Origin of the sequence: Streptomyces sp. NBC_00091 (assembly GCF_026343185.1) — a bacterium.
Lineage (GTDB): Bacteria > Actinomycetota > Actinomycetes > Streptomycetales > Streptomycetaceae > Streptomyces.
Genome location: NZ_JAPEMA010000001.1, coordinates 4,119,828 through 4,142,008, shown reverse-complemented (window position 1 = coordinate 4,142,008; position 22,181 = coordinate 4,119,828). Strand labels below are relative to the sequence as shown.

General features: G+C 71.7%; 25 protein-coding genes, 1 tRNA gene and 1 pseudogene. 20 read left to right on the top strand and 7 right to left on the bottom strand.

Going from position 1 to position 22,181, the window contains the following annotated elements; translation table 11 throughout:
* The first annotated feature begins 75 nt into the window (after window positions 1–75).
* Both OOK34_RS19095 and OOK34_RS19090 read left to right on the top strand, forming a co-directional pair.
* Window positions 76–1,806, top strand: coding sequence for a peptidoglycan-binding protein (locus OOK34_RS19095; RefSeq protein ID WP_267035064.1), 1,731 nt, complete (start codon window positions 76–78; stop codon window positions 1,804–1,806).
* Between the two features lie 132 nt (window positions 1,807–1,938).
* On the top strand, window positions 1,939–2,628 hold the full coding sequence (locus OOK34_RS19090; RefSeq protein WP_267035063.1) for an HAD-IA family hydrolase: 690 nt from the start codon (window positions 1,939–1,941) through the stop codon (window positions 2,626–2,628).
* Window positions 2,629–2,725: 97 nt separating this feature from the next.
* On the opposite strand, the gene OOK34_RS19085 is transcribed toward OOK34_RS19090, so the two are convergent.
* Both OOK34_RS19085 and OOK34_RS19080 read right to left on the bottom strand, forming a co-directional pair.
* Window positions 2,726–3,247, bottom strand: a complete 522-nt coding sequence (locus tag OOK34_RS19085; RefSeq protein ID WP_267036815.1) for a DinB family protein — start codon at window positions 3,245–3,247, stop codon at window positions 2,726–2,728.
* A gap of 176 nt (window positions 3,248–3,423) precedes the next feature.
* Complete coding sequence (locus OOK34_RS19080) at window positions 3,424–4,005, bottom strand: TMEM165/GDT1 family protein (RefSeq protein WP_267035062.1); 582 nt, start codon at window positions 4,003–4,005, stop codon at window positions 3,424–3,426.
* 520 nt (window positions 4,006–4,525) lie between these two features.
* Between OOK34_RS19080 and OOK34_RS19075 the strand changes: the two genes are divergently transcribed.
* From OOK34_RS19075 to OOK34_RS19060, 4 genes are all read left to right on the top strand, one after another.
* Window positions 4,526–5,200, top strand: a complete 675-nt coding sequence (locus OOK34_RS19075) for an HNH endonuclease family protein (protein WP_267035061.1) — start codon at window positions 4,526–4,528, stop codon at window positions 5,198–5,200.
* 111 nt (window positions 5,201–5,311) lie between these two features.
* Window positions 5,312–6,976 (top strand): alkaline phosphatase D family protein, encoded by a 1,665-nt coding sequence (locus tag OOK34_RS19070; protein WP_267035060.1) that lies wholly within the window; start codon window positions 5,312–5,314, stop codon window positions 6,974–6,976.
* A 104-nt stretch (window positions 6,977–7,080) separates the two neighbouring features.
* Window positions 7,081–7,698: a DedA family protein gene (locus OOK34_RS19065; RefSeq protein ID WP_267035059.1), complete on the top strand. Its 618-nt coding sequence runs from the start codon at window positions 7,081–7,083 to the stop codon at window positions 7,696–7,698.
* A 184-nt stretch (window positions 7,699–7,882) separates the two neighbouring features.
* Window positions 7,883–8,383, top strand: coding sequence for a hypothetical protein (locus OOK34_RS19060; RefSeq protein ID WP_267035058.1), 501 nt, complete (start codon window positions 7,883–7,885; stop codon window positions 8,381–8,383).
* Between the two features lie 65 nt (window positions 8,384–8,448).
* Here the strand turns inward: OOK34_RS19060 and OOK34_RS19055 are convergent, their stop codons facing one another.
* The gene (locus OOK34_RS19055; RefSeq protein WP_267035057.1) at window positions 8,449–8,682 is read right to left on the bottom strand and encodes a DUF2277 domain-containing protein; all 234 of its coding nucleotides are present in this window, start codon (window positions 8,680–8,682) and stop codon (window positions 8,449–8,451) included.
* Window positions 8,683–8,689: 7 nt separating this feature from the next.
* Window positions 8,690–9,331 carry a hypothetical protein gene (locus tag OOK34_RS19050; protein WP_267035056.1) on the bottom strand — a complete coding sequence of 214 codons (642 nt, stop codon included), beginning with the start codon at window positions 9,329–9,331 and terminating at the stop codon, window positions 8,690–8,692.
* Between the two features lie 866 nt (window positions 9,332–10,197).
* On the opposite strand from OOK34_RS19050, the gene OOK34_RS19045 reads away from it, so the two are divergent.
* On the top strand, window positions 10,198–10,785 hold the full coding sequence (locus tag OOK34_RS19045; RefSeq protein ID WP_267035055.1) for a hypothetical protein: 588 nt from the start codon (window positions 10,198–10,200) through the stop codon (window positions 10,783–10,785).
* A gap of 652 nt (window positions 10,786–11,437) precedes the next feature.
* Here OOK34_RS19045 and OOK34_RS19040 read toward each other — a convergent pair.
* Window positions 11,438–11,869, bottom strand: a pseudogene (locus tag OOK34_RS19040) (NUDIX hydrolase); the annotation flags it as partial.
* A 125-nt stretch (window positions 11,870–11,994) separates the two neighbouring features.
* On the opposite strand from OOK34_RS19040, the gene OOK34_RS19035 reads away from it, so the two are divergent.
* On the top strand, window positions 11,995–12,789 hold the full coding sequence (locus OOK34_RS19035) for a GntR family transcriptional regulator (protein WP_267035054.1): 795 nt from the start codon (window positions 11,995–11,997) through the stop codon (window positions 12,787–12,789).
* Here the strand turns inward: OOK34_RS19035 and OOK34_RS19030 are convergent.
* Window positions 12,773–13,846, bottom strand: a complete 1,074-nt coding sequence (locus OOK34_RS19030; RefSeq protein WP_267035053.1) for an XRE family transcriptional regulator — start codon at window positions 13,844–13,846, stop codon at window positions 12,773–12,775. The two genes, OOK34_RS19035 and OOK34_RS19030, sit on opposite strands and share 17 nt — an antisense overlap.
* A gap of 392 nt (window positions 13,847–14,238) precedes the next feature.
* On the opposite strand from OOK34_RS19030, the gene OOK34_RS19025 reads away from it, so the two are divergent.
* The 11 genes from OOK34_RS19025 (at window position 14,239) to OOK34_RS18975 (ending at window position 20,676) form a co-directional block, all read left to right on the top strand.
* The gene (locus OOK34_RS19025; protein ID WP_267035052.1) at window positions 14,239–14,583 is read left to right on the top strand and encodes a hypothetical protein; all 345 of its coding nucleotides are present in this window, start codon (window positions 14,239–14,241) and stop codon (window positions 14,581–14,583) included.
* 59 nt (window positions 14,584–14,642) lie between these two features.
* Window positions 14,643–15,941 (top strand): FtsK/SpoIIIE domain-containing protein, encoded by a 1,299-nt coding sequence (locus OOK34_RS19020; protein WP_267036814.1) that lies wholly within the window; start codon window positions 14,643–14,645, stop codon window positions 15,939–15,941.
* 67 nt (window positions 15,942–16,008) lie between these two features.
* Entirely contained in the window at window positions 16,009–16,179 is a 171-nt protein-coding gene (locus OOK34_RS19015) for a hypothetical protein (protein ID WP_267035051.1), read from the top strand.
* A 76-nt stretch (window positions 16,180–16,255) separates the two neighbouring features.
* Window positions 16,256–16,930: a DUF2637 domain-containing protein gene (locus OOK34_RS19010; RefSeq protein WP_267035050.1), complete on the top strand. Its 675-nt coding sequence runs from the start codon at window positions 16,256–16,258 to the stop codon at window positions 16,928–16,930.
* A 14-nt stretch (window positions 16,931–16,944) separates the two neighbouring features.
* Complete coding sequence (locus tag OOK34_RS19005) at window positions 16,945–17,133, top strand: mobile element transfer protein (RefSeq protein WP_267035049.1); 189 nt, start codon at window positions 16,945–16,947, stop codon at window positions 17,131–17,133.
* A gap of 19 nt (window positions 17,134–17,152) precedes the next feature.
* Window positions 17,153–17,308, top strand: coding sequence for a hypothetical protein (locus OOK34_RS19000; RefSeq protein WP_267035048.1), 156 nt, complete (start codon window positions 17,153–17,155; stop codon window positions 17,306–17,308).
* A 23-nt stretch (window positions 17,309–17,331) separates the two neighbouring features.
* Complete coding sequence (locus OOK34_RS18995) at window positions 17,332–17,673, top strand: SpdD-like protein (protein WP_267035047.1); 342 nt, start codon at window positions 17,332–17,334, stop codon at window positions 17,671–17,673.
* Between the two features lie 90 nt (window positions 17,674–17,763).
* Window positions 17,764–17,949: a hypothetical protein gene (locus OOK34_RS18990; RefSeq protein WP_267035046.1), complete on the top strand. Its 186-nt coding sequence runs from the start codon at window positions 17,764–17,766 to the stop codon at window positions 17,947–17,949.
* Window positions 17,946–19,337 (top strand): replication initiator protein RepSA, encoded by a 1,392-nt coding sequence (gene repSA, locus OOK34_RS18985; RefSeq protein WP_323183434.1) that lies wholly within the window; start codon window positions 17,946–17,948, stop codon window positions 19,335–19,337. Before OOK34_RS18990 ends, repSA begins: the two co-directional genes overlap by 4 nt.
* Window positions 19,334–19,522 (top strand): helix-turn-helix domain-containing protein, encoded by a 189-nt coding sequence (locus OOK34_RS18980; RefSeq protein ID WP_267036812.1) that lies wholly within the window; start codon window positions 19,334–19,336, stop codon window positions 19,520–19,522. The genes repSA and OOK34_RS18980 overlap by 4 nt, the downstream gene beginning before the upstream one ends.
* Window positions 19,522–20,676: a site-specific integrase gene (locus tag OOK34_RS18975; RefSeq protein WP_267035045.1), complete on the top strand. Its 1,155-nt coding sequence runs from the start codon at window positions 19,522–19,524 to the stop codon at window positions 20,674–20,676. The genes OOK34_RS18980 and OOK34_RS18975 overlap by 1 nt, the downstream gene beginning before the upstream one ends.
* A gap of 68 nt (window positions 20,677–20,744) precedes the next feature.
* Here OOK34_RS18975 and OOK34_RS18970 read toward each other — a convergent pair.
* Window positions 20,745–20,819, bottom strand: a tRNA-Val gene (locus OOK34_RS18970).
* 105 nt (window positions 20,820–20,924) lie between these two features.
* Here OOK34_RS18970 and OOK34_RS18965 point away from each other — a divergent pair.
* Window positions 20,925–22,169, top strand: a complete 1,245-nt coding sequence (locus tag OOK34_RS18965) for a hypothetical protein (RefSeq protein WP_267035044.1) — start codon at window positions 20,925–20,927, stop codon at window positions 22,167–22,169.
* Window positions 22,170–22,181: the final 12 nt, after the last annotated feature.

Sequence of the window (22,181 nt, the reverse complement as noted above, 5' to 3'; positions counted from 1 at the left end):
TGGCCTCTTGGGCGGGTTGGGTGGGGCCGAAGGGGTCTGCATAATCGCTGGCAGTGTCCAGGGGAGGGGAAACCAGTGAGCGCTGAGCGCTGTCCGGATTGCGGTGCCGTCGGGGTCGACTGCGAGTGCGGGCGGAACGTGGGGTTCAACCCGCTGCGCATTCGCCCGTACATGGCGATGCCCGAGGCCGACCGGGCGGTACCGCCCCCGCCGTCGCCCCAGCCGGTCCTGGGTGCGGTGGCCCAGCCGGGCACGGACCACGGCACCCCCTTCCCCTCAACCCCACCCGGCGCCCTGGCCGGCCCCCCGCCGGGCCCCTCCACACCCCAGCCCGGCCCCCACCCGGACGACCCCTTCCCACCCGCCCCGGGCCCCCACCCGCACATGCCGCCGTTCCCACCCGGCACCGCACCGGCCCAGCCGGGCCCTTTCCCGGCCCAGCCCGGCACCCCGACTGACCAGCCCGGCCTCTTCGCGGCCCAGCCGGGCATCCACACAGCCGAGCCCGAGGCGTTCTCCGCCCCGCCCGGCGATCCGGCAGCCCAGCCGGGTGTTCTCGGGGGGCCGCCCGGTATCCCGGCGGCGCCGGCCGAGGCGTCCGCGGCCCAGGCGGGCGTGCCGACGGACCCGCTGCTTGGAGCGGTTGCGGGCTGGCCGGACATCCCGGCGGCGCAGCCCGGCGTCTCGCCGGGCGATGCCGCAGCCCAGCCGGGCGTCCCCGCTGCCCAGCACGGCATTCCGGCAGCCCCGCCCGACCCGCTCGCGGACCAGCACGGCATTCCGGTAGCCCCGCCCGCTGGTCCCGCAGCCCCGCCGGGTGTCCCGTCCGACCTGGCCGGCGCCCCGACGGGCTTCGCTGACCCGTTCGGCGTCTCGACGATCCCGCCGGGCCCTTCTTCGGCCTCGGCCGACGGTCTCTCGGCCCTGCACGGCGTTGCCGCAGCCCAGCCGGACGGCTTCGCAGGCTCGCCCGGCGGCCCGACCGCCCAGCCGGGCTGGTCCGGTGCCGCCCCGGAGGCGGCGGAGCCGTACCCGTCCGGGCAGGGTGTCGGGGGCGACGAGGCCCCGACCAGCCTGCTGCCACCCGTCCCGGCCGCACCCCCGCAAGCGCAAGCGCCCGCGCAGGCGGTGGACGCGGGCACCCCGGCGTACGGGATATCCGTAGCCGCACCCGTGCCCGTACCGCCGGCGGAGCAGACGGTGCAGCTCCGGGCGGTCTCCCCGCAGTGGCCCGACGAGAGCCCCGCCAAGCGTTCCCGGCGGCTGCCACTGCTGGCAGGGGCCGGTGCGGTGGTGGCGGTCGGCGTGGTGGCACTGGCCCTGGTGATGTTCACGGGCTCCGAGAAGGGCGATGCCGCACTGGTGGACCCCAAGCCCTCGGCGCCCGTCAGCGACCTGGCCCCGGTCGGCCCCTCGGAGGCGCCGACCGGCCCGTCGGCGAGCGCCTCCGCGTCGGCCTCGCCGTCCCCGTCGGCGAGTACGTCCCGCTCGGCGTCCCCCTCCGCCTCCCCGAGCACCTCCCGCTCGGCGTCCCCCTCTCCGACCGCCTCCACGAGCCGCGCCCCCAGCCCCACTCCCCCTCCGCAGTCGGCGAAGCCGACGACGCTGCGCTCCGGCGACTCGGGTCCCGAGGTGGAGAAGCTCCAGCGGCTGCTGGCGGAGCAGGGCCTGTACCGGGGCAGGTTCGACGGCCGGTACGGCCGCGGCGTGGAGCGGGCGGTGGCGGACTTCCAGCTGGAGTACGAGGTCTACGACGACGAGTTCGGCGTCTACGGTCCGGCGACCCGACGCGCCTTGGAGGGATAAGTCACTCGGCCGACGGTGGCGCGGACCGCCCCGGGTTTTGTATCGTGAAGAAACAAAGTGGTTCCGTCCACACCCCCTGACCGGTGGACGGAACCGCTTGTTCTCTTTTGCCGCCCGTCTGGAGCCCCGCCGATGCCGGCCAGCACCACCACCGCCCCCACCGTTCTCACCGCCAGGGCACTGCTCCTGGACATGGACGGCACCATCGTCAACTCCGACGCGGTGGTCGAGCGCTGCTGGCGCGAGTGGGCGGTGTCGCACGGGCTGGACCCGCAGGAGGCCCTGAAGGTGGTCCACGGCCGCCAGGGCTACGCCACGATGGCCATCCTGCTGCCCGAACGCCCGATGGAGCTCAATTACGCGGAGAACGCCGTGATGCTGGCCCGCGAGACCGCGGACACGGACGGCGTGGTCCCCGTCGCGGGTGCCCCGGAGTTCATGGCGTCGCTCGCCGGCCTGCCGCACGCCCTGGTCACCTCGGCCGACGCCGCCCTGGCCGCGGTCCGGATGACGGCCGCCGCGCTCCCGATGCCGCACGTGCGGGTCACCGCCGAGTCGGTCGGGGCCAGCAAGCCCGACCCCGAGGGCTTCCTCAAGGGCGCCGCCGAGCTGGGTGTGGATCCGGCCGACTGTCTGGTCTTCGAGGACTCCGGGGCCGGTATCGCCGCGGGCCTCGCGGCCGGCATGCGCGTGATCGGCATAGGCCCCCGCGCCGCCGCCCACGGCCCGACGGTCCACGTCCCCGACCTGACCTCGGTCCGCGTGGAACCCGCCGAGGACGGCACGCTCCGCCTCACCGTGACCCCGCCCGCCTCTTCCTGACCCCGCTCCCCCGGCCACTGCCGGGGAGGCGCCCCCGGACCCGCGCCATCGAGGCGCCCGGGGACATCGGGCGTCGGCGCCCGCGCCCCACGCTCCGCTACTGCCCCACGCGCCCGTCGATGCGCTCCCGCAGGAGATCGGCGTGGCCGTTGTGCCGGGCGTACTCCTCGATCATGTGCACCAGCACCTCGCGCAACTCCACCGCCTCGCCCCCGTTGTCCCCGGTGACACCCAGGTCGGGGGCCGCCTCGACGAGCCGCTCCGCGAAGGCGACCTCCGCCCGCCAGGTGGCCCACGCCCCGGCGACCACCGCCGGGTCGGCCACCGCGCCGGTGAACTCCCCGTCGGGCTCCCCCGGCGAGCGGTACGGGCGGCGTACCTCCTCGCCCGCCATGACACCCCGGAACCACTTCTGCTCCACGCCCGCGAGATGGCGTACGAGGCCCAGGAGCGAGAGGTCCGAGGGCTCCACCGACCGGCGGGCCATCGCCTCGGCGTCGAGGCCTGCACACTTCAGCTCCAGCGTGAGGCGCTGGTCGCGCAGGTAGCCGGCGAGGAGGGCCCGTTCGCCCCGGAAGCCGCCGTCGGAGCGGGCGTCCTGGTCGGGGTGGACGAACATGTTGGACCAGCCGAAACGCTGGTCGGCCGCGGGCGCCGGGGGAGGTGTGGTCACGCCCGCGAGCGTGCCCCGCGGGCCGGTGCCCCGCAAGGGGATTTCCGGAGCACCCGGCGCCGGCCCCCTCGCCCCCCACGGCCCCCACGGCCCCCACGGCCGGCTCATCCGGCTCAGCCGGCTCAGCCCGCGATCGCCTCGTAGAGCGAGAACCCGGCGAGCGCCGCCATGACACCTGCCGCGATCTTGGTGATGAGCCGCAGCGGCACGTACTTCATGAGGGTCCGGCCGCCCAGGATGCCGATGCCCGCGACCGCCCAGAGCGCCAGCACCGCTCCGAGGCCGACGGAGAGCGGATTGTCGTACCGCGCCGCGAGGTTGGCGGTCATGATCTGGGTCAGATCGCCGAACTCTGCCACCAGGATCAGCATGAAACCGGCCCCCGAGACCTTCCAGAAGGACTGGTCGGCGGGCGGCTTGACCTCCTCGTCCTCGTCGTTCTTCTTCAGGAGCAGCATGGCCGCGCCCGCGAGGAAGAGCAGGCCCACGACGGCCTGGACGAGCCGGTGCGGGAGGAGCGTGAGCACGCTGCCCGCGGCGATGGCGAGCGCGACGTGCACGGCGAAGGCGGCGGCGACGCCCACGAAGACGTAGGAGGCGCGGTAGCGGGTGCCGAGCATCAGGCCCGCGAGGGCCGTCTTGTCGGGGAGTTCGGCGAGGAAGACGACGCCGAAGGCGATCGCCAGGACGCTGAAGCTGAACACGGGGTGGAACCTCTATCGGTCGGGCAGGACGCCATCGGAACCGAGAGACCTGGGGTGTGTCAGGGGTCGCTTCGGCTCAGCGGCGCCCTGGTGTGCGTGAACGCGTCACACGCCACGCACGATGCGTCGCGCGCGCCACGTCACATGGACAGGGCACTGCGGCCGAAGGTCTCGCTGGCCGACCGCTGACGCGGCCTGCCTCCGGGCGCCGGCTGGGGTGACCCAGCAGTATGTCGACGGTCCGGCGAAGAGCTACTCCCCTTCTGCTCCGTCCAGGGTACGCGACGGCACTGACAGGCCGAGGGTGCCCGGTATGTGAGCTTGGCCCCACTGTGGCCCGACCCCGGGTGCCGGAATCTCAACTTCCCCTTGAGCGTGGGCCATTGATTGTCTTGATGTGACGTGCCCATGTCGGCAATCTGTCACCTGGCGCCCGTCCCGACGACATCTGGCGCCGCCACCATGGCCGCGCCCCGCCGGGGTTCGCACGGCCACCACCCCCCGCACCAGGGAGCCCCTCATGGCCCTCATATCCCCCCGCACGCCCTCCGTCTACGCGCGTCGCATCGGCCGCGCGGGCGTCCTCGCGTCCGCCGTCGCCCTCGCCTCCCTCACCTCGCTCGTCAACGCTCCGGCCGCCCTGGCCTCCCCTCCCACCCCCATCAGCGCGGCCGAGGCCCGCTCCTACCTGGCCACGGTCACCCCCGCGGCGGAAGGTTCCCTCACCGGCTACAGCCGCTCGCAGTTCCCGCACTGGAGCACGGTCTCCGGGACCTGCAACACCCGCGAGACGGTCCTCAAGCGGGACGGCGTGAACGTCGTGACCGACTCCTCCTGCGCCTCCGTGAGCGGCAGCTGGTACTCGGAGTACGACGGCGCCACCTGGACCGCCGCCTCGGACATCGACATCGACCACATGGTCCCGCTCGCCGAGGCCTGGCGCTCGGGCGCCAACTCCTGGACCACCACCAAGCGCCAGCAGTTCGCCAACGACCTCACCCGGCCGCAGCTCATCGCGGTCACCGACAACGTCAACCAGGCCAAGGGCGACCTCGACCCCGGCAAGTGGCTGCCGCCGCGGACCGCGTACCGCTGCACCTACGCCCGGATGTGGGTCCAGGTGAAGCAGTACTGGGGCCTGCGCATGGACTCCGGGGAGAAGACGGCCCTGGTGAACGTCCTGAACGGCTGCTGACCCGGAGTTCCGTCCGGGGGTTTTCACCCCCGCTATCCCCCGCCAGGGGGAGGCCAGGCCCCTCCTCGCCCCGTACCGTGATCGAAAGGGCTGCCGAGGAGGGGGAGTTGGATGGCCGGACTGCGGCTCGGACCGCTGCTGCGCTACGTCGACTGGGACACGGGCGGCTCCGCCACGATATGGGTCGAGGCGGACCGCCCGTGCACGGCCGAGGTGCGGTGCGCCGACGGGGCGGGCGGCAGCGTCCGCACCTTCCAGATCGCCGGCCACCACTACGCGCTGGTGCCGGTCACCGGCCTGACCCCGGGCACCACCACGGCCTACGAGGTGCTGCTCGACGGGGTCCTCGTCTGGCCGGCGGCGGCCGGCGGCGGCTTCCCGCCGAGCACGATCAGCACCCCGGCGGTGGGGGGCGGCCCCGGGGCGCCCGCGCCCGGGCTGCGCGTCACCTTCGGTTCCTGCCGGCAGGCCGCCCCGCCCGCCGGCCGGCGCGGGCCGCACGGCGCCGACGCCCTCGACACCCTCGCCGCGCGGCTCGCCCAGGACCCGGAGGAGCTCCGGCCGGACGTCCTGCTGCTGCTCGGCGACCAGGTCTACGCCGACCAGCTGTCGCACGACACCCGCAAGTGGCTCGCGGCCCGCCGGGACCTGCGGGAGGCGCCGGGCGCCCAGGTGGCGGACTACGAGGAGTACACCCGTCTGTACTACGAGTCCTGGCTCGACCCCGAGATCCGCTGGCTCCTGTCGACCGTCCCCAGCCTGCACATATTCGACGACCACGACGTCATCGACGACTGGAACACCAGCGCGGCCTGGGTGGCCGGGATGCGGGCCACCCCGTGGTGGCGGGAGCGGGTGCTCAGCGGGCTGATGTCGTACTGGGTCCACCAGCACCTGGGCAACCTCTCCCCCGCCGAACTCGCGGCGGACGCGCTCTACGCGGCCGTACGGTCCACCCCGGACGGCACCGACGCGCTGCGCGCCTTCGCGGCCTCGGCGGATGCCGATCCGGCCTCGGTGCGCTGGAGTTACCGGCGGGACTTCGGCCGGTCGCGGCTGCTGATGGTGGACACCCGGGCGGCGCGGGTACTGGCCGAGGACGGCCGCGCCATGCTCGACCCCGCGGAGCAGCGCTGGCTCCGGGAGAACGCGCTGGAGGGGCACGGGGGTTACGACCACCTGCTGATCGGGTCCTCGCTGCCGTGGCTGATGCCGCCGCTGATCCATGACGCGGAGGTGTGGAATGCCGCGCTGTGCCGGGGGGAGCGCGGGGCGCGGTGGGCGCGCATCGGGGAGGACCTGCGGCGGCGCAGCGATCTCGAGCACTGGGCGGCGTTCCCGCCGTCGTTCGCCGCGCTGAGCGACCTGATCGAGGAGGTGGGGACGGGCCCGAAGGCCCCGGCGACGGTCTGCGTACTGTCAGGAGACGTCCACCACGCGTATGTGGCCGAGCCCCGAATACCGAGCACGGCCCGGGTGTTCCAGCTGACCTGTTCCCCGGTGCACAACTCCATCCACGCGGCGGTGAAGTGGGGGTTCCGGCTGGGCTGGTCGCGGCTGGGCCGGTGGCTGGGGCGCGGCTTCTCGCGCCACGGCCGGACGGGCCGGCCGCCGCTGAGCTGGCGGCGTACGGGCGGACCGTGGTTCGGGAACCAGCTGATGACGCTGGCTCTGGCGGGCCGCAGCGCCCGGCTGCGGCTGGACCAGGCCCGCGCGGGCCGGCCAGGTGCCCGGCTGGTGACGGTGCTGGAGCGGGAACTCACCGCCGGGGAGTAGGCCGGGGCTCCGGCGGACCGGCGCCGGGCGTACGCTGTATGGCTGTCAAGCCGCCCCTGCCGCTCCCCGCGACGACGCGGCGCTTCGGACTGGGGAGTCCCGCTTTGCTTGAGACTCTGGGGTCGTTGACCGCGAGCCCGTGGATCTATGCCGTGGTGGCGGTGTCGGTGGTGCTCGACGTGTTCCTGCCGGTGCTGCCGAGCGGGGTGCTGGTGATCACCGCCGCGGCGGCGGCCGCGGCGGCCACGGGGTCGCCCGCGCAGGTGCCGGACATCATGCTGCTGCTGGTGATCGCCACGACGGCCTCAGTACTGGGTGACATGGCGGCGTACCGGCTGGCCCGGCGCAGCGGACCCCGGCTGGACCGGGCCATCGCCCGCTCGCGCCGCCTGACCCGGGCCCACGACCGCCTGGGCACGGCCCTGGCCAGGGGTGGCGGCGGCCTGGTGGTCATCGCCCGCTTCGCCCCGGCCGGCCGCTCGGTGGTCTCGCTGGGCGCGGGCAGGACCCAGCGCAAGGTGACGGAGTTCCTGCCCTGGTCGGTGCTGGCGGGCATGAGCTGGGCGAGCTACAGCGTGGCACTGGGCTACTTCGGCACCCAGTGGCTGGGCACGGCCTGGCTCGGCACCGCGGTCTCCCTGATCGCGCTCTTCGCAGCGGGCTCCCTGGCCGCCTACCTCGTCCGCCGCCCACCCCCCGCCCCGGCCCCGGCCCCGGCATAACCCGCCCCTCATCCACCCGCCGGACCCGCACACCCCCCGGAGGGACCAGGCCGGTCACCCGTTCACCCGACAGGGATCGCCGCCTCCCTCCCGGGCTTCTAGCGTCCAGAGCACGGCGCAACCGAATCCGCGTCACATCCCTGCCCTGGCCGCGCCGTTTCGAGGAGCCCGAGGAGTTCTCTCCATGTCCCCCACGCGCACGCGCAACCGGCGCCGCCTGACCGGGGTCGCAGCCGCGACACTCGTCGTCGCGGCCGTCACACCCGCCACGCTCGCCTCCGCCGCCCCCTCCGCCACCGTCTCCCCGGGCACCGTCGCCCCCGGCAGCCGCGTCAGCCTCAACCTCGACGGCTGCGGCACCACCACCGGCAGGGCCTCCTCCCGCGCCTTCGGGGACGTCTCCCTGTCCCCGGGCAACCGGGAGGCGACCAACCTCTTCGGCGCGGCCACCGTCTACCGCGACGCCACGGCCGGCTCCTACCCCGTCACCTTCGAGTGCGGCGGGTCCGGGGGCCGCCGCGTCACCGTCACCCTCCAGGTCACCCCCGGCGCCGCCCGTGGCGGCCTCGGCGGCAGCGTCGAATCCATGAGCCCGGGCCAGATCGCCCTGGGCGGCACCCTCGCGGCCGGCGCGCTCGGCACCGGAATCTGGCTACTGCGCCGCCGCTGGGCCCACACCGGCTGACCGGCCGGCCCCCGCCGGACCTCGGCACGGACGCCCAGCTGATGGTCCGGCGGCGACAGGGGGCTTCAGACCGCGGCGGCGGCCGTCCGGCCACCGCGCACCTGCACCCCGTCGAGCAGCGCGGCCGTGGCCTCGGCGACGGCGTCCACGGCGGCCTCGAACACCTCCCGGTTGTGCGCGGCCGGCACCCGGAACCCGGAGACCTTCCGTACGTACTGGAGCGCGGCCGCGCGGATCTCCTCCTCCGTGGCCTTCTCGGGGATGGCGGGCGGGCGCAGGGTCTTAATGGAGCGGCACATACCTCCACTATGGCCCGGCGGGCGGCAGCTCGGCCCCGGAAAGCTTCAGTATCAGCCCGGCCTGCAGCCTCCCCCGCAGTTCCGGGTCGGCGACCTCCTCCAGCAGCCCTATCGCCTGCTGGGTGCTCTCGGCGGCCCGCCGGTCCTCGCGCAGGGAGGCGGTCTGGGCGGCCATGTGCCGCAGGGCGAGGTCGGCGCGCCGGTGGAACAGCTGCCCGACGAGGGTGACGACCAGGCCGACGGAACTGGTGACGACCCCTATGTACGCGTCCCCCGCGCTCTCGGCCTTCCACACCGCGAGCCCCACCCCGAAGAGCAGCACGGCGGCTCCGACCCCGGCGAAGCGCTGGCTGGTCGCGAAGCTGCTGCGCGCCTGCGTCAGTCCGTAGGCGTAGTACTCGACGAGGATCGGCGTGAAGTCGTCATGCCGGTCCCCCAGTTCGGCCGGCGCCCCCGGATGCGCGCCGGCGTCCACCAGCCGGGGATCGCCCGCCTCCCGCGCCCTGCCCCCGAGCTGCGCGAGCAGCCGCTCCCGCTCGGCGTCCCGGGCCCGGTCGAACCGCGCCTGCCCCACCAGCCCGTACGCCAGCAGCCCGAGCCCCGCCGCCCCGAGCCCCAGCACCCACAGCCACTCCGCTCCCCCAGCCACACCCACCAGATCCCCGCCCCACCGCGCGGGAAACCAGCCCGGAACCTAGACTGACGAGCGCCCGATTTGTCCGGCCCAAGGGAGACGCACCATGGCCAAGCGAGGAAACAAGCGCCGCGCCCGCAAGAAGAAGAAGGCCAACCACGGCAAGCGCCCCAACGCCTGAACCCCACACCCCAGACACGCAGAAGACCCCCCGCCATGATCGGCGGGGGGTCTTCTGACTGGTGGGCGCGGACGGTTTCGAACCGCCGACATCTGCTTTGTAAGCTCGCCCGACCCCCACCCAACACCTATTCGGTCCAGGACCCGATGCCCCTGCGCGACCCCCCAGCACTGTCAGTGTTCACTGGCGTTGATGTCACCCATGGATGTCAGAAGCTGATCACCACCAGGCCCACTTCTTCTTCCGTGCTTCTCGCATCTTGGCTTGAGATTCCTTGATCTTCGCCTGCGCGACCCCTCGTCGAGTCCAGCGCCCCTGATGCTTGGCACACTGCCCGCTCCCAATGATCGCCTTGTTTCGGCACCGGCTCCCGCTCTTCGTCACCGCGCCACACCTCGGTTGTGTCACCTCGCCTCCTCCTTACTCACCCGACGCGAGCCTTCCTTGCACGGTGCCGGAAGTACCAAGGAGCAGGAAGGGCGCACATGAACGCGCTGGGAGCTCAAGGGGCACACGCAGCCGGCCACCACAGAGCAAATAGGGCTCGCCCTGGCACCCGCCCCGCCTACTCGGCACTTGGCGCACAACATCCAAGTCCGCACGACCGGTTCCATGCCCCAAACGGAGCATTTCAAGTTGCCGACTCATCAGGGAATCGTAGCGTTCAATATGACAGATCCACCCAGAGAGGCGCGTGAAAATGACTGACGAGAATCTCGTTAAGGCTCATACTCACGATGGGGCGACGCGACCCGCCGTTGAAGCAAAGGCCGATAAGGGCTTTGCCGCGAAATTCAAGTCAGAAATCACGGAATACCACAACTACGCCGTCCATGCCGAAGGCGGCGGAGGGGTCGACGCGAGATCCAATGGACCGCTCCCGGCCCTAAATGGCTGGTGCCATGACCAGTCCGGCGTCATCGGCAAGAGCGAGACCAAATCGGGCGTAAAGGGAGAAAGCACACAGGGGCATGGCGGCGAGTTTGCGGCCAAAAACAAGGGATCCGGCGTGCGCGGCAGCTCGGCCCTTGGCTACGGCGGACAGTTCGAAGCTACCGACATCAAGGGAAGCCCAATTCGCTTGATGCCGCAAACCGTTGGGGCATTCAATGAGGCGCCAAAGCTGTCGGCAGTCGGGCGCCCCGGAGAATTGAAAGTCGTGCAAAACGATCAGGGGGATTGCACGCTCTGGATTTGCGTTAAGGGGGCTGGTGGAACTTTCCCTCTCATTCGCGCTGCCGCCTGGGCCAAAGTCCAGCTTGGGCCCGCCTACATCGGCACTCTTTGAGTTCACATAGCGCTAGGTGGCTCCTACCGCACCGCCTAGAACTGCGGAGCCAACGGGCGCCAGCCACCGCTCAGCCCTGCTGTCATCCCGTCTGCCGTCGACCCACACGGAGTGATAGCGGGGCAGGCTTCTGGGGCCCAGGTGGAGCGCCCTGCTGGACGAACGACCTGGGCCCCAGAAGCCTGGTCTGCTATGGCTTGCCTGGGTCGACGGCAGACGGGATGACAGCTCCCCACCCCCACCACAGACCGGCCCGCACCCGCATGACCGGCCCCCGTCATCCCGGAGCCGGAGCGCCCCCGCCGGAGGCAGGGGCTCTAACCGTTGATGGCAAAGCGCCTCAGTGCCAGGTGCAGCGTTCCGAGGTGTCTGTCGACCGTTCCGAGAGGCCGGCAGGCAGTGCGCAGCCAAAGGGGAGTCCGGCGATTTCGGGGCTCGCTCGACGCGGGGCCCAGGCCGGGACGGCAGCTCAAGTTGAGGGCGCGACTATCGCCAGCCACATCGGGGGCTTCCCACCATCGGACCCGCGCTGTTCCGGCGCGCGGCCGGCGGTCGGGTCGGAGCGGGGCGGAGACAGGAGCGCAGGCCCGGGCGACGGGCGCGCTCGCCGCGCTGTGCGCGGCGGGTGCCTTGATGAAGTAGGGAAACTCTCACCGCAGCGTGACAGCTGGCGCCCGTCATGGCTCCGAACGTGGGGCCCCTTCCCGTCGAGGGCGTCCAGCAGTCGGATCGCAGAGACCTCGGACATCCGCTCGGACACCTCTTCGGGCGTGAGCCACTGGACTGCCGTGGTTTCGTCGGACGTGCGCTCCGTGCCGCTGGAGGGCTTGCACCGGAACACCAGGGCGGCGACGCCGACGACGATGTTCTTGTACACCCCGGTGAGCTCTTGCACCTCGACCTGGAGCCCGCTCTCCTCCAGAACCTCCCGCCGCGCCCCGCCCTCCGGGGGCTCCTCCAGCTCCAGTACTCCGCCAGGCAGCTCCCAAGTCCCGTTGTCCGCCCGGTGGATCGCCAGGAGCCGGCCGTCCTCCCGCACCACTGCGCCGGCGATCGAGACCGAGTGACGTGGGCTGGTCGTCATCGGGGCTCCCTCCTTGTAGCCGCATGGACCTTACGAGGTCCCGCTCCTCCTCCCCCTGTCAGTGCATCGATCGGGTGGCTAGGCTGGTGCAGTCCAGCCATCAAGCAGGGGAGTGTGCTGAAGGAATGGGTCCGAAGTCGGAGCGGGTGTACCGCGCGATCCGGGAGTGGATCTCGACGGGGCAGTACCCGCCAGGGGCCAAACTTCCCTCCGAGCGCTCCCTTTCAGAAGAGCTGGAGATCGGGCGGACGGCGCTGCGGCAGGTGCTTGCGAAGCTTGTTGCCGAGGGCGTCATCGAGGTGCACGGCCGCAGCTCTTACCGGGTGCCTGACCGCTCTGTGTCGGTGCAGGCACCTCGTGATCTGGAGCCCTGGCAGATTCATGGCGAGCGGACGGTCTACGACAACCGCTGGGTAAAGCTGACGCTGGCGGACGTCGAGCCTCCTGGCGTTGAGCGCTTCGAGCATCACGTGGTGCGCCTACAGCGGGTGGCGATCTCTGCCGTTCTGGATGATCAGGACCGTGTGCTCATGCTGTGGCGATACCGCTTCGTACCTCAGTCCTTCGGCTGGGAGCTGCCCGGCGGGATCGTGGATCCGGGCGAGGACGCGGCAACAACGGCGATCCGCGAGGTTGAGGAAGAGACGGGCTGGCGGCCCCGGGCGCTGGAGCACGTGGTGACGTACCAGCCCATGGTGGGGATGGTGGACTCGCCCCACGAGATCTACGTCGGGCAAGGCGCGGACCACGTTGGCGATCCCACCGACCTTGAGGAGGCAGGCCACGTCGCCTGGGTGCCCCTTGCGGACATCCCCAGCCTCATGGCCCAGGGAGAGCTGATGGGATCCGGAACGCTGGTCGCTCTCCTTCACGTGCTCGCCTCACGGGGAGCCGGCACGCCGCCTACAGCTGCTGCTTGAGTCGCTCGATCCGCCGGCGCTGTCGCACCGAGCCGGTGCGGTTTGCCAGCAACCGCGCTTGCTGGAGCTGCTCGCGCCCCTGGTCGTATTCGCCGCGGGCTAGGTGTGCTTGAGCCAGGTCGCAGCGGAGGCCGGAGGCTGCTCGGATGAACGTCGGATCCAGCGCACCAAGAGCCTCGTACAGGCTGTTTACCGCGTCGTCGTCACCGAGCAGCGCCAGCGCATTGCCTCGCCAGCGTGTGAGGTGGCCCTGGTTCAGGAAGATGCTCAACATGTCAGGGTCTCTGGCTTCATCTCCCTCGGGAAGCCAGCGGACGGCTTCCTCCAGCGCCCGGCGACAGTCGTTCGCGAGTCCAGCCTTGGCGCAGATCTCGGCCTCTGCTGCACGGAGCCAGGCGCGGAGTCGTGGAGACAGTCGGGTGCCGCCCGTACGGATGGCACTGCGGACCAACTCGACGGCTGTATCCGGACGCCCCGCATCGCAGAGCACGTAAGCCTGCTCCGCTGTGGCGTGGGCCAGGTACATGGGCTCGTCGGCTTCCTGCGCGGCCCGCTTTCCTAACTCGTAGTGCCTCCAGGCGCGCTCAACGGCCCCCGAATCGAGGGCCTGCCACGCTGCAAGGGTTGCCGCACCGGCGAGTGCTCTTGCTACGGGGCGCCTGGTCTCGGGCAGGACCGCGAAGGTGAGGGCGTCTTCCAGAGTGGACAGGTGCCCGGTCATTTGATCAACGAGGCTCGCCGCCCCCATTTGGCGGTCCACAGTTCGCAGTAGCTCGGTCTGGTCCATGAAGGTCTTCACCATGGTCAGGCTGACCGTGCGCGCTGCGTCGATGCGGTTCACGAGTTCGTCGTATCCGTCAGCCTCGGCCGCGACGGCGGCGCTTCGCCGGCCGTGGAGTTCGTCATCAGTGAGGCCGAGCAGTAGCCGCAGGATCTTGGCGTACCGCTCAGAGATCGGTCGCCGCCCGTTCTCCCACTCGGAGACGTAGACGTGCAGGCTCGCTGCTGAGGCCACTGTTAGAGCGTGCTGGTGCGCATGGCGCTCGATCTCTCGCACCAAGCGCTCCTGCGACCACTCGCGCGCGTTTCTCGCAGCTCGAAGTCCGTTCGTCACGTGCACCGCCTCGCATGTGATTCCTGAGCAGTGACAGCAGCATGCCTCACGTCTGTGCAGGTCGGCAGGGGTTAACCCGAACTGGGTTAACCCCTGTTGGCTGTCGGGATGTTGAGGCCTGAGGTTCTCTAAGAGTGTTGCAGGGAGGGGAGTTGAGAAACCCGGATCGCTTCCCTGCTTGACATCTGGTGCGCACCAGATGCAACCTACTGGTGCGCACCAGTTGGAAGATGAAGCGCTCGCAGCCGGATGGCTCGGGCCACCGCCAACGCAACGGAGCGGCGACCCACCGCCAAGTAGCCCGCCGCTCCTCCCCTCTGAAAGGGAGTTCAATCATGCGTCAGATTCCTGTCGACACGTCGGCCGCCCTCGTGATGGTGGCCCTGCCTCCGGCTCCGAAGATCAAGGACCGGCGTACCGGTGAGATCGCGACCGACGTCGAGACCGGCGCCCAGATGATGACGGTGGACGTGCTGTTCGCCGCGAACGGTGAGGCTGAGGTCCTGTCCGTCGCCGTGCCCAAGCCCGGTGTCGCGTCGGACCTGGTGATGGGCACGCCGGTGGCGCTGACCGGGCTGGTTGCCCGGCCCTGGGAGAACGAGTTCAACGGCCAGAAGCGCCACGGGATCAGCTTCCGGGCCGCCGCCGTTACCGCCCTGTCCGCGCCGGTCAAGGGCTGATCCCCGTGAGTGGGGGACAGGTCGCTGCGCTGGCGGGCTTAGTCCTGCCGGCCTTGGCCCTGGGGTGGCTGCGGTGGAAGCGGCCCGGCTGGTACTGGCTCGGCTTCGGCTGGCTGGCCGCCGTGGTCCGGCTCGCCTGGACGTACCGCTCGGTGATGGAGGCCTGTGGGCTGACCGAGCAGCCGTCCAGGTCCCGCGTGATCCTGGCCGCCGCACTGGACCGGATCCCGTCGAGGGCCGTTCCGAAGCTGCGGCGGGTCCGGATCACCCGGTCCGGGCTGGTCCTGCGGATCAAGATCCTGCCCGGGCAGGAGGTCCTCGACTTCGACGCCGCGACCGAGCGGCTGCGGCACTCGTGGCGAATGCACGGAGTTCACGTCAAAGCCTTGAAGCCCGGGTTCCTTGAAGTCCGGCTGATCGCCTACGACGTCCTTCGCCGGGTCCACATGCCACGCAAGCTGCCCTCGGAGCTGCTCAAGGTGCCGGTGGCGTTGAGGGCGGACGGCTCGCTGCACCTGCGGGACTTCCGGGCCAGCCCGCACGAACTCGTCATCGGTGCGACCGAGTCGGGGAAGTCTGTCTACCTGCGTGGGCTCGTCAAGGCCTTGGCGGCTCAGCCGGTCGCGCTGGTCGGGATCGACTGCAAGTGGGGCGTGGAACTGGCCCCGTTCGCCCGTCGGCTGTCCGCCCTGGCCTACACGCCTGAGGACGCTGAAGCCCTGCTGGATGTCCTCGTGAAGGAGATGACCGAACGCTACGAACTGATCCGCGCCTCCCAGCACGTAGCCCCGGATGCTCCGCTGGAGTCGATCACCTCTGATGTGTGGGGGCTGCCCGAGGACATCCGCCCAGTGCCGCTCGTCCTGATCGTGGACGAGGTCGCCGAACTCTTCCTGATCGCCAACAAGTCCGACGAGAAGCGCCGGGACCACATGGTCACCCAACTCGTCCGCCTGGCCCAGCTCGGCCGCGCCGCTGCCATCTACCTGGAAGTCTGCGGCCAGCGCTTCGGATCCGAGCTCGGCACCGGCGCCACCGCTCTCCGCGCCCAGCTCACCGGCCGCGTCACCCACCGCGTCAACGACGAAGCCTCCGCCAAGATGGCCCTCGGCGACATCAGCATGCGGGCCGTCGGCGCCGCTACCTCGATCGCCGCCGAACGCCCCGGCACCGCCGTGATCGGCCTCATCACCGGCGGCTGGGCCCGCATCCGTGCCCCGTTCGTCTCCCTGGACGAAGCCGCGGCCGCCTGCATCCGGTACGAGGGCATCACCCCGGACATCCCGTCCCTGGACGCCTTCCGCCCACATCACCCCGCCGAGGTCGACCTCCCGGCCCAGGCCAAGCAGAGCGCCTGAGCTCTTACTCCCTCTCGCGCCATCTCCCTACCCCTCCCATGCCCGAAACAGGAGAGGACACCTGCTCATGGCTGCCAGGAAGACCGCCGTTCGCAAGGCCGCGCCGAAGTGCGAGACCTGCGGCGGCAAGGGCGAGACCACCGAGACCGTCCGCGTCGGCACCCGCAAGGGCCGCGAGACCACCGACCGCCAGACCGCCCTGTGCTCCGACTGCTGGGGCACCGGCCTCGCCCACTAGATCCGCCGGGGATGGGGCGGCCGGACCTGAGCGCCCGCCCCTGCCCTGGCCCGACACCTGGAAGGAGGACCCCGCGATGCCCGCCAAGCTGCGACCGGACGCCGTCCTCGTACAGGCCGTAATCGCTGGCGCCCTGTCCTTCGCCCACCTTCACGACCTCGCCGAAGCCGCCGGACAGGACGGCTGGAAGGCCTGGGCCTACCCGATCAGCGTGGACCTGCTGCTCGTCGCCGCCTGGCGCCGACTGCGTCTCCTGCGCGACGCCGGGGAACCGTCCCGTTCGGCCTGGACTTGGTTCGCCGTCGCCCTGGCCGCGTCGCTCGGCGCGAACGTCGCCACTGCCGGCCTCCTTGACCTGAACGCCGTACCGGCCTGGCTGCGGATCCTCGTCGCCGGATGGCCCGCCCTCGCCTTCCTCGGCGGAACCCTCCTCGTCCACGCTCCCACCGAACCGCCGTCGGCACCCGTCGAGGACGTCGGCCTGGTGGCTCTGGACCTGGACCTCGAACCGGTCCCGCCCGCTCCGGCCGAACCCGAACCGCCGGTCACGGAAATTCCGGCCCCGGAACCCACCCCCGCGCTGCCGGCCGCCCCCGCGGTCGCCGTCCCGGACGCGCTCCTCGACTACGCCCGCAAGGTCGCGGACGAACACCGGACCCGTACCGGCTTCCCGATCGACTCCGACACCTTGCGCACCCGCCTCGGTGTCCCCGCCCCGATGGCCGCCGCCATCGCGCTCCAGCTCGCCTGAGAGGAGAACGGCCCGTGCCCCGCTACCGCTTCCGTGACACCGCCCGCATCGGCCAGGTCAACGTCGGTACCTACACCGACCGCTACGGCCGTACGGCCCACGCCGCCGCCTGCACCGCCCCGGAGTGCGGCTGGTCCGCCGACTACACCAGCCGCGCCGCCGCCGAACTCGCCGCCGAATCCCACCGCTGCGACCCCCGCTGACCTCTAGGGAGACCCCGTCATGGACGTACCGCTCTGGCTCGCCGTGATCGTCGTCGGCGCGCTCGCCATCAAGCTCATCCGCCCGCCCTGGTGGCTCGTCGCCGTCCTGGTCCTCGGCGGCTACCTCCTCGCCAACAGCCTGATCTCGCCCGCCATCGACGCCGCCATCAAGTAACCGCACCGCGAAGGGACAACCTGATGATCCACCCGAAGATCCCGGTCAACCCGCTCCCGACCGGCCTCGTCACCCCGTTCGTCCAGCCGACCGCCGACGTCGCGCCCCACCACACCGCTGCCGTACCGGCCTGCGGCTGCGAGCACGCCCCGGCCCCGGTCCCCGCCTCGTCGGGCATGCAGGTGGCGGGCATCCGCCTCACCCCGGCCGGCGTGGTCACCGCCCTCGCCGCCGGAACGGGCGTCGTCCTCGTCGTCGGCGCGGTCCTGGTCTCCATGCTCCTGGCCGTCGCCATCACCGGCGCCTCGGTCGCGGTCTGCGCCGTCGTCCTGCGCTCCCTGCTCAACCAGCACCACCGCCGCTGACCGGCCCCGGGACGGCCTCAACCGCCAAGTCTCCGCCGTCCCGGCGCCGTGCTCCTACCCGAACCAACCGATCCGGAAGGAAGCACCATCATGGCCCAGCACGCCCACACCCCGGGGCAGATCTGCCCGAACTGCGACGGCCACGCCACCGTCGCGATCACCCTCGGCGGCCGCACCCCGGCCGGGCACCTCCGCACGATCACCGCCCACTGCCCCACCTGCCACGGCACCGGCCACCGCTCCACCCGCCGGCCTCAGCGGACGGTGACGGCGTGACCGACTCCGCGACGATCGCGGACCTGGACCCCGGCCTCCTCAGCGACATGCTGAAGGTGGCCGGGGCTCCCGGTTACGCCCGCTGGAAGGACCAGATCCACCGCACCGGCGGCTGCTCCGACCCCATCCACATCACCGGCTGGACCGTTGCCAAGGACAAGACCACCGGCGCCACCCTGCACCGCTACTCCACCGAGAACGAGCCCGGCGCCCGCCTCCGCATCGCCTGCGGCAACCGGCGCGCCTCCCGCTGCCCCTCCTGCGCCTGGACCTACGCCGGAGACACCTACCACCTCATCCGCGCCGGACTCGCCGGAGACGACCGCCGGGACATTCCCCCCACGGTCCGCGAACACCCCCGCGTCTTCGCCACCCTCACCGCCCCCTCCTTCGGCCCCGTCCATAACCGGCCGTCCTCCGGGCGCTGCCGCTGCGGCATCCCCCACCAGCCCGAGGACCCGGCGCTGGGCACCGCCCTCGACCCGAGCACCTACGACTACGCCGCCGCCGTCCTCTTCAACAACATGGCCGGCGCCCTCTGGGACCGCTTCGCCAAACGGCTCCGCCGCGAGATCGCCGCCTCGGCCGGGCTGTCCCAGCGCGCGCTGAAGGAGGTCGCCCGGATCTCGTACGGCAAGGTCGCCGAGTTCCAGAAGCGCGGCGCCGTCCACTTCCACGCCGTGATCCGCATCGACGGACCCGCCGGTCCGAACACCCCTCCGCCCGCCTGGGCGACCACGGAGTTGCTGGACGCCTCCATTCGGGCCGCCGTCGCCCACTCGTACACCTCCGTCAGCCTCCCCGCCGCCGGACACCAGTCCGCCCGGACCTTCCGCTGGGGCACCCAGCTCGACGTACGCCCCATCACCGCCTTCGGTGACGGCTCCGACATCACCGAACAGGCCGTCGCCTCGTACGTCGCCAAGTACGCCACCAAGGCCGCCGAGAACACCGGCACCCTCGACCGCCGCATCGGCAACCGCGAGGCGCTCGTGATCCTCGGCGTCCCCGATCACACCGCCCGGCTCATCGAGGCCTGCCTCGACCTCGACCCGCTCTACCCGGACCGTCGCCTCGCCGCCTGGTCGCACATGCTCGGCTTCCGGGGCCACTTCTCCACCAAGTCGCGGCAGTACTCCACCACCCTCGGCGCCTTACGCCAGACCCGCGCCGACTACCGCGCCGCCCAGGAACGCGAAGCCCGCGGCCTTACCGAAGTCGAGCCGGACACCGTCCTCGTCCTCGCCTCCTGGCAGTACGCCGGCCACGGCCACAGCCCCGGGGAGTCGGTCCTCGCCGCCACCATCGCCCGCGACATCCAGCTCAACCGCGAGACGGCCAGAGAAGCCCTGCAAGACCACCTCGCCCTGGAAGGAGCCCCGTCATAACCACCGCCACCGCCGAACTGCTGACCGTGCCCGAGGTCATGCAGCTGCTCAAGCTCGGGCGCTCGACCGTCTACGACCTGATCAGGTCGCGGCGGCTCGTGTCCATCACCATCGGCCGGGCCCGCCGCATCCCCGCCGACGCCGTCCGGGAGTTCATCGACCACGAGATCGAGGAGGCTGCCTGATGGCCATGCAACGCAAGCGCAACCCCAACGGCGCGGGCACCATCACCCAGCGCAAGGACGGCAGGTTCCAGGCCGCCGTCTACGTCCTCCAGCCCGACGGAACCCGGGCCCGGAAGTTCGCCTACGGCAAGACCTGGGCCGAGTGCGACGTGAAGCGCCGGGAGCTGCTCGCCAAGGTGGACCAGGGCGTGCCCGTGCCCACCCGCTCCGCCAAGCTCTCGGAGTGGCTGCCGTACTGGCTCGACAACATCGTGAAGCCCCACCGCAAGCGCACCACCCACGCCAAGTACGAGGTGCACGTCCGGCTGTACCTGGTACCCCTGCTCGGGTCGAAGCGGCTGGAGTCGCTCAGTGTCGGGGACGTCCGGCGCACGCTCGTGCAGCTCCAGAAGAAGACCAGCGCGGCCACCGCCAAGGAGTCGCACCGGGTGCTGCGGACCGCGCTCGCGGCGGCCGTCCGGGAGGAACTGGTCACCCGCAACGTGGCAACGCTGGTCGAGCCGCCCAAGGTTGAAGCGCGGGACCTCTCGCCCTGGAGTCTTCAGGAGACGCTGGACTTCCTCGCCGCCGGCCGCAGGGATCCGCTCTACGCCGCCTTCGTCCTGGCGATCGCGCTCGGCTTACGGCGGGGCGAGATCGTGGGGCTGCGGTGGGAGAACGTGGACCTCGACAGGCGTGAGATCCGGGTCCGGACCCAGCGACAGCGCGTTGGCGGCGAGGCCTACGAGGACGACCCCAAAGGCAAGCGGCGCCGGCAGACCCTCCCCCTGCCCGGGATCTGCGTCGCTCCCCTGCGCTGGCAGCGGATGAAGCAAGCGGAGATGCGGGCCAAGGCTGGGGACGCCTGGCAGGAGACCGGGTACGTCTTCACCACCCGGACCGGGCGGCCCATTGAGCCGCGGAACGTCTACCGGTCCTTCACTCGCGTGGCCAAGGACGCCGGGCTCCGAGTGATCCGGCTGCATGACGCACGGCACGGGACGGCCACGCTGCTGACCGCCGCCGGCGTACCGCCCCGGGTCGTCATGGAGATCCTCGGGCACTCGCAGATCGCCGTCACCATGAACGTGTACGCGCACGTCGTCCAGGACACGCAGCGAGAGGCGATCGGGCACATGGACCGGCTGCTGAGGCAGCGGCCCGGCCGTCTCTGACCGCTCCCGTTGATGTCAGTTGTGGATGCAAAAGACCCCCGGCCAACAATGGCCGGGGGTCTTCTGACTGGTGGGCGCGGACGGTTTCGAACCGCCGACATCTGCTTTGTAAGAGCAGCGCTCTACCCCTGAGCTACGCACCCGTGGATGAGTGGACAGCCTACATGCCGGGTGCACCCCCCACGCAAACGCGTTCCCGTGGGGGAGAATGGACCGGGGCATGGCGGACGCGGCACGGGAGAGGGATTGTGACGACGGCATCCCGGCGGTGGTTCGGCGGGCGGGACGAGAGTCGGCGGGCGGATGCGCAGGCGGCGAAGGATGCCGCCGCGGCCGCGTTCTACGAGCTGGACACGGCGCAGCGGGATCTGCGGATCTCGATCGAGACCATCGCCGCGGCCGATGGGTCGCCGGCCGCGCGGCAGGCCACCGAGGGGTTCGCGGCGCTCGGGCGGCGGATCGACCAGGTCAGCCACGTGTACATCGAGGCGGTCGACGCGCACGACCTGGACCGGGTCGACCTGGAGGGTTCCGTCGCCGCGCAGGCGCGGGAGCAGCTGACCCGGGCGCGGGACGAGCTGGTGCGGGTCAAGGGGGAGCTGGAGCGGTTCGCGCAGGGGCTGCAGCCGCTGCTGGACAAGGCGGAGACGCAGCTGGCGCGGGTCGCGCCGGCCCGGGAGCGGGCGAAGGCGGCGCTGCTGGCGGCGAGCCACGCGCTGGACGCCGTACGGGCCCAGGGGATGCGGGCCGATGATCTGGCGGCGCGGCTGGCGGCGCTGGGGCCGGAGCTGACGAAGCTGAACCAGGGGGCGGCCCTGCACGGGGTGCAGGCGACCGTGCAGCGCGCCGACCGGATCCTGCGCGACGCGGAGGCGATACGGGCCGAGGCGACGCGGCTGCCGGAGCGGGCGGCGGAGATCGACCGGCGGCTGGTGAGTCTGCGGACCCGGGCGCAGGCGCTCCGCAACCGGGCGGACCGGGTGGATCCGGTGCTCAGCGAGTTGCGCCGCCGGTTCAGTGCGGCCTGCTGGCAGGACCTCCAGCACGTCCCCGACCAGGCGGTACGGGATGTCGCGCAGGCGGAGGACCGGCTCGGGGAGGCCGGCCGGGCGCGGGAGGAACAGCGCTGGGCCGACGTATCGGCACTGGTCGAGGCGGTACGGGCCGCGCTGGACGCGACCGACGAGGCGGTGTCGGCCGCGCAGGACCGGCTCACGCGGCTGGAGGCGGTGGCGCGGGATCCGAAGGCGGAGGTGGAGCGGACGCGCTTCGCGATCCGGGACGCGCAGCGGCTGGCGATGGCCGGCCGGAGCGTGCCCGATCCGCGGCACGCGCGGCCGCTGGACGAGTCGGTGGCGCGGATGGAGCGGGCGCTGGCCGGGCTGGAGGGGCGGCATCCGGACTACTGGCACTTCCTGGGGGAGATGGAGGAGGTCCGGACGGCGGTGGGCCGGGTGGTGGCGGACATCCGGGACCAGCGCGCCGCCGGATAGGGCAGGAGTTGT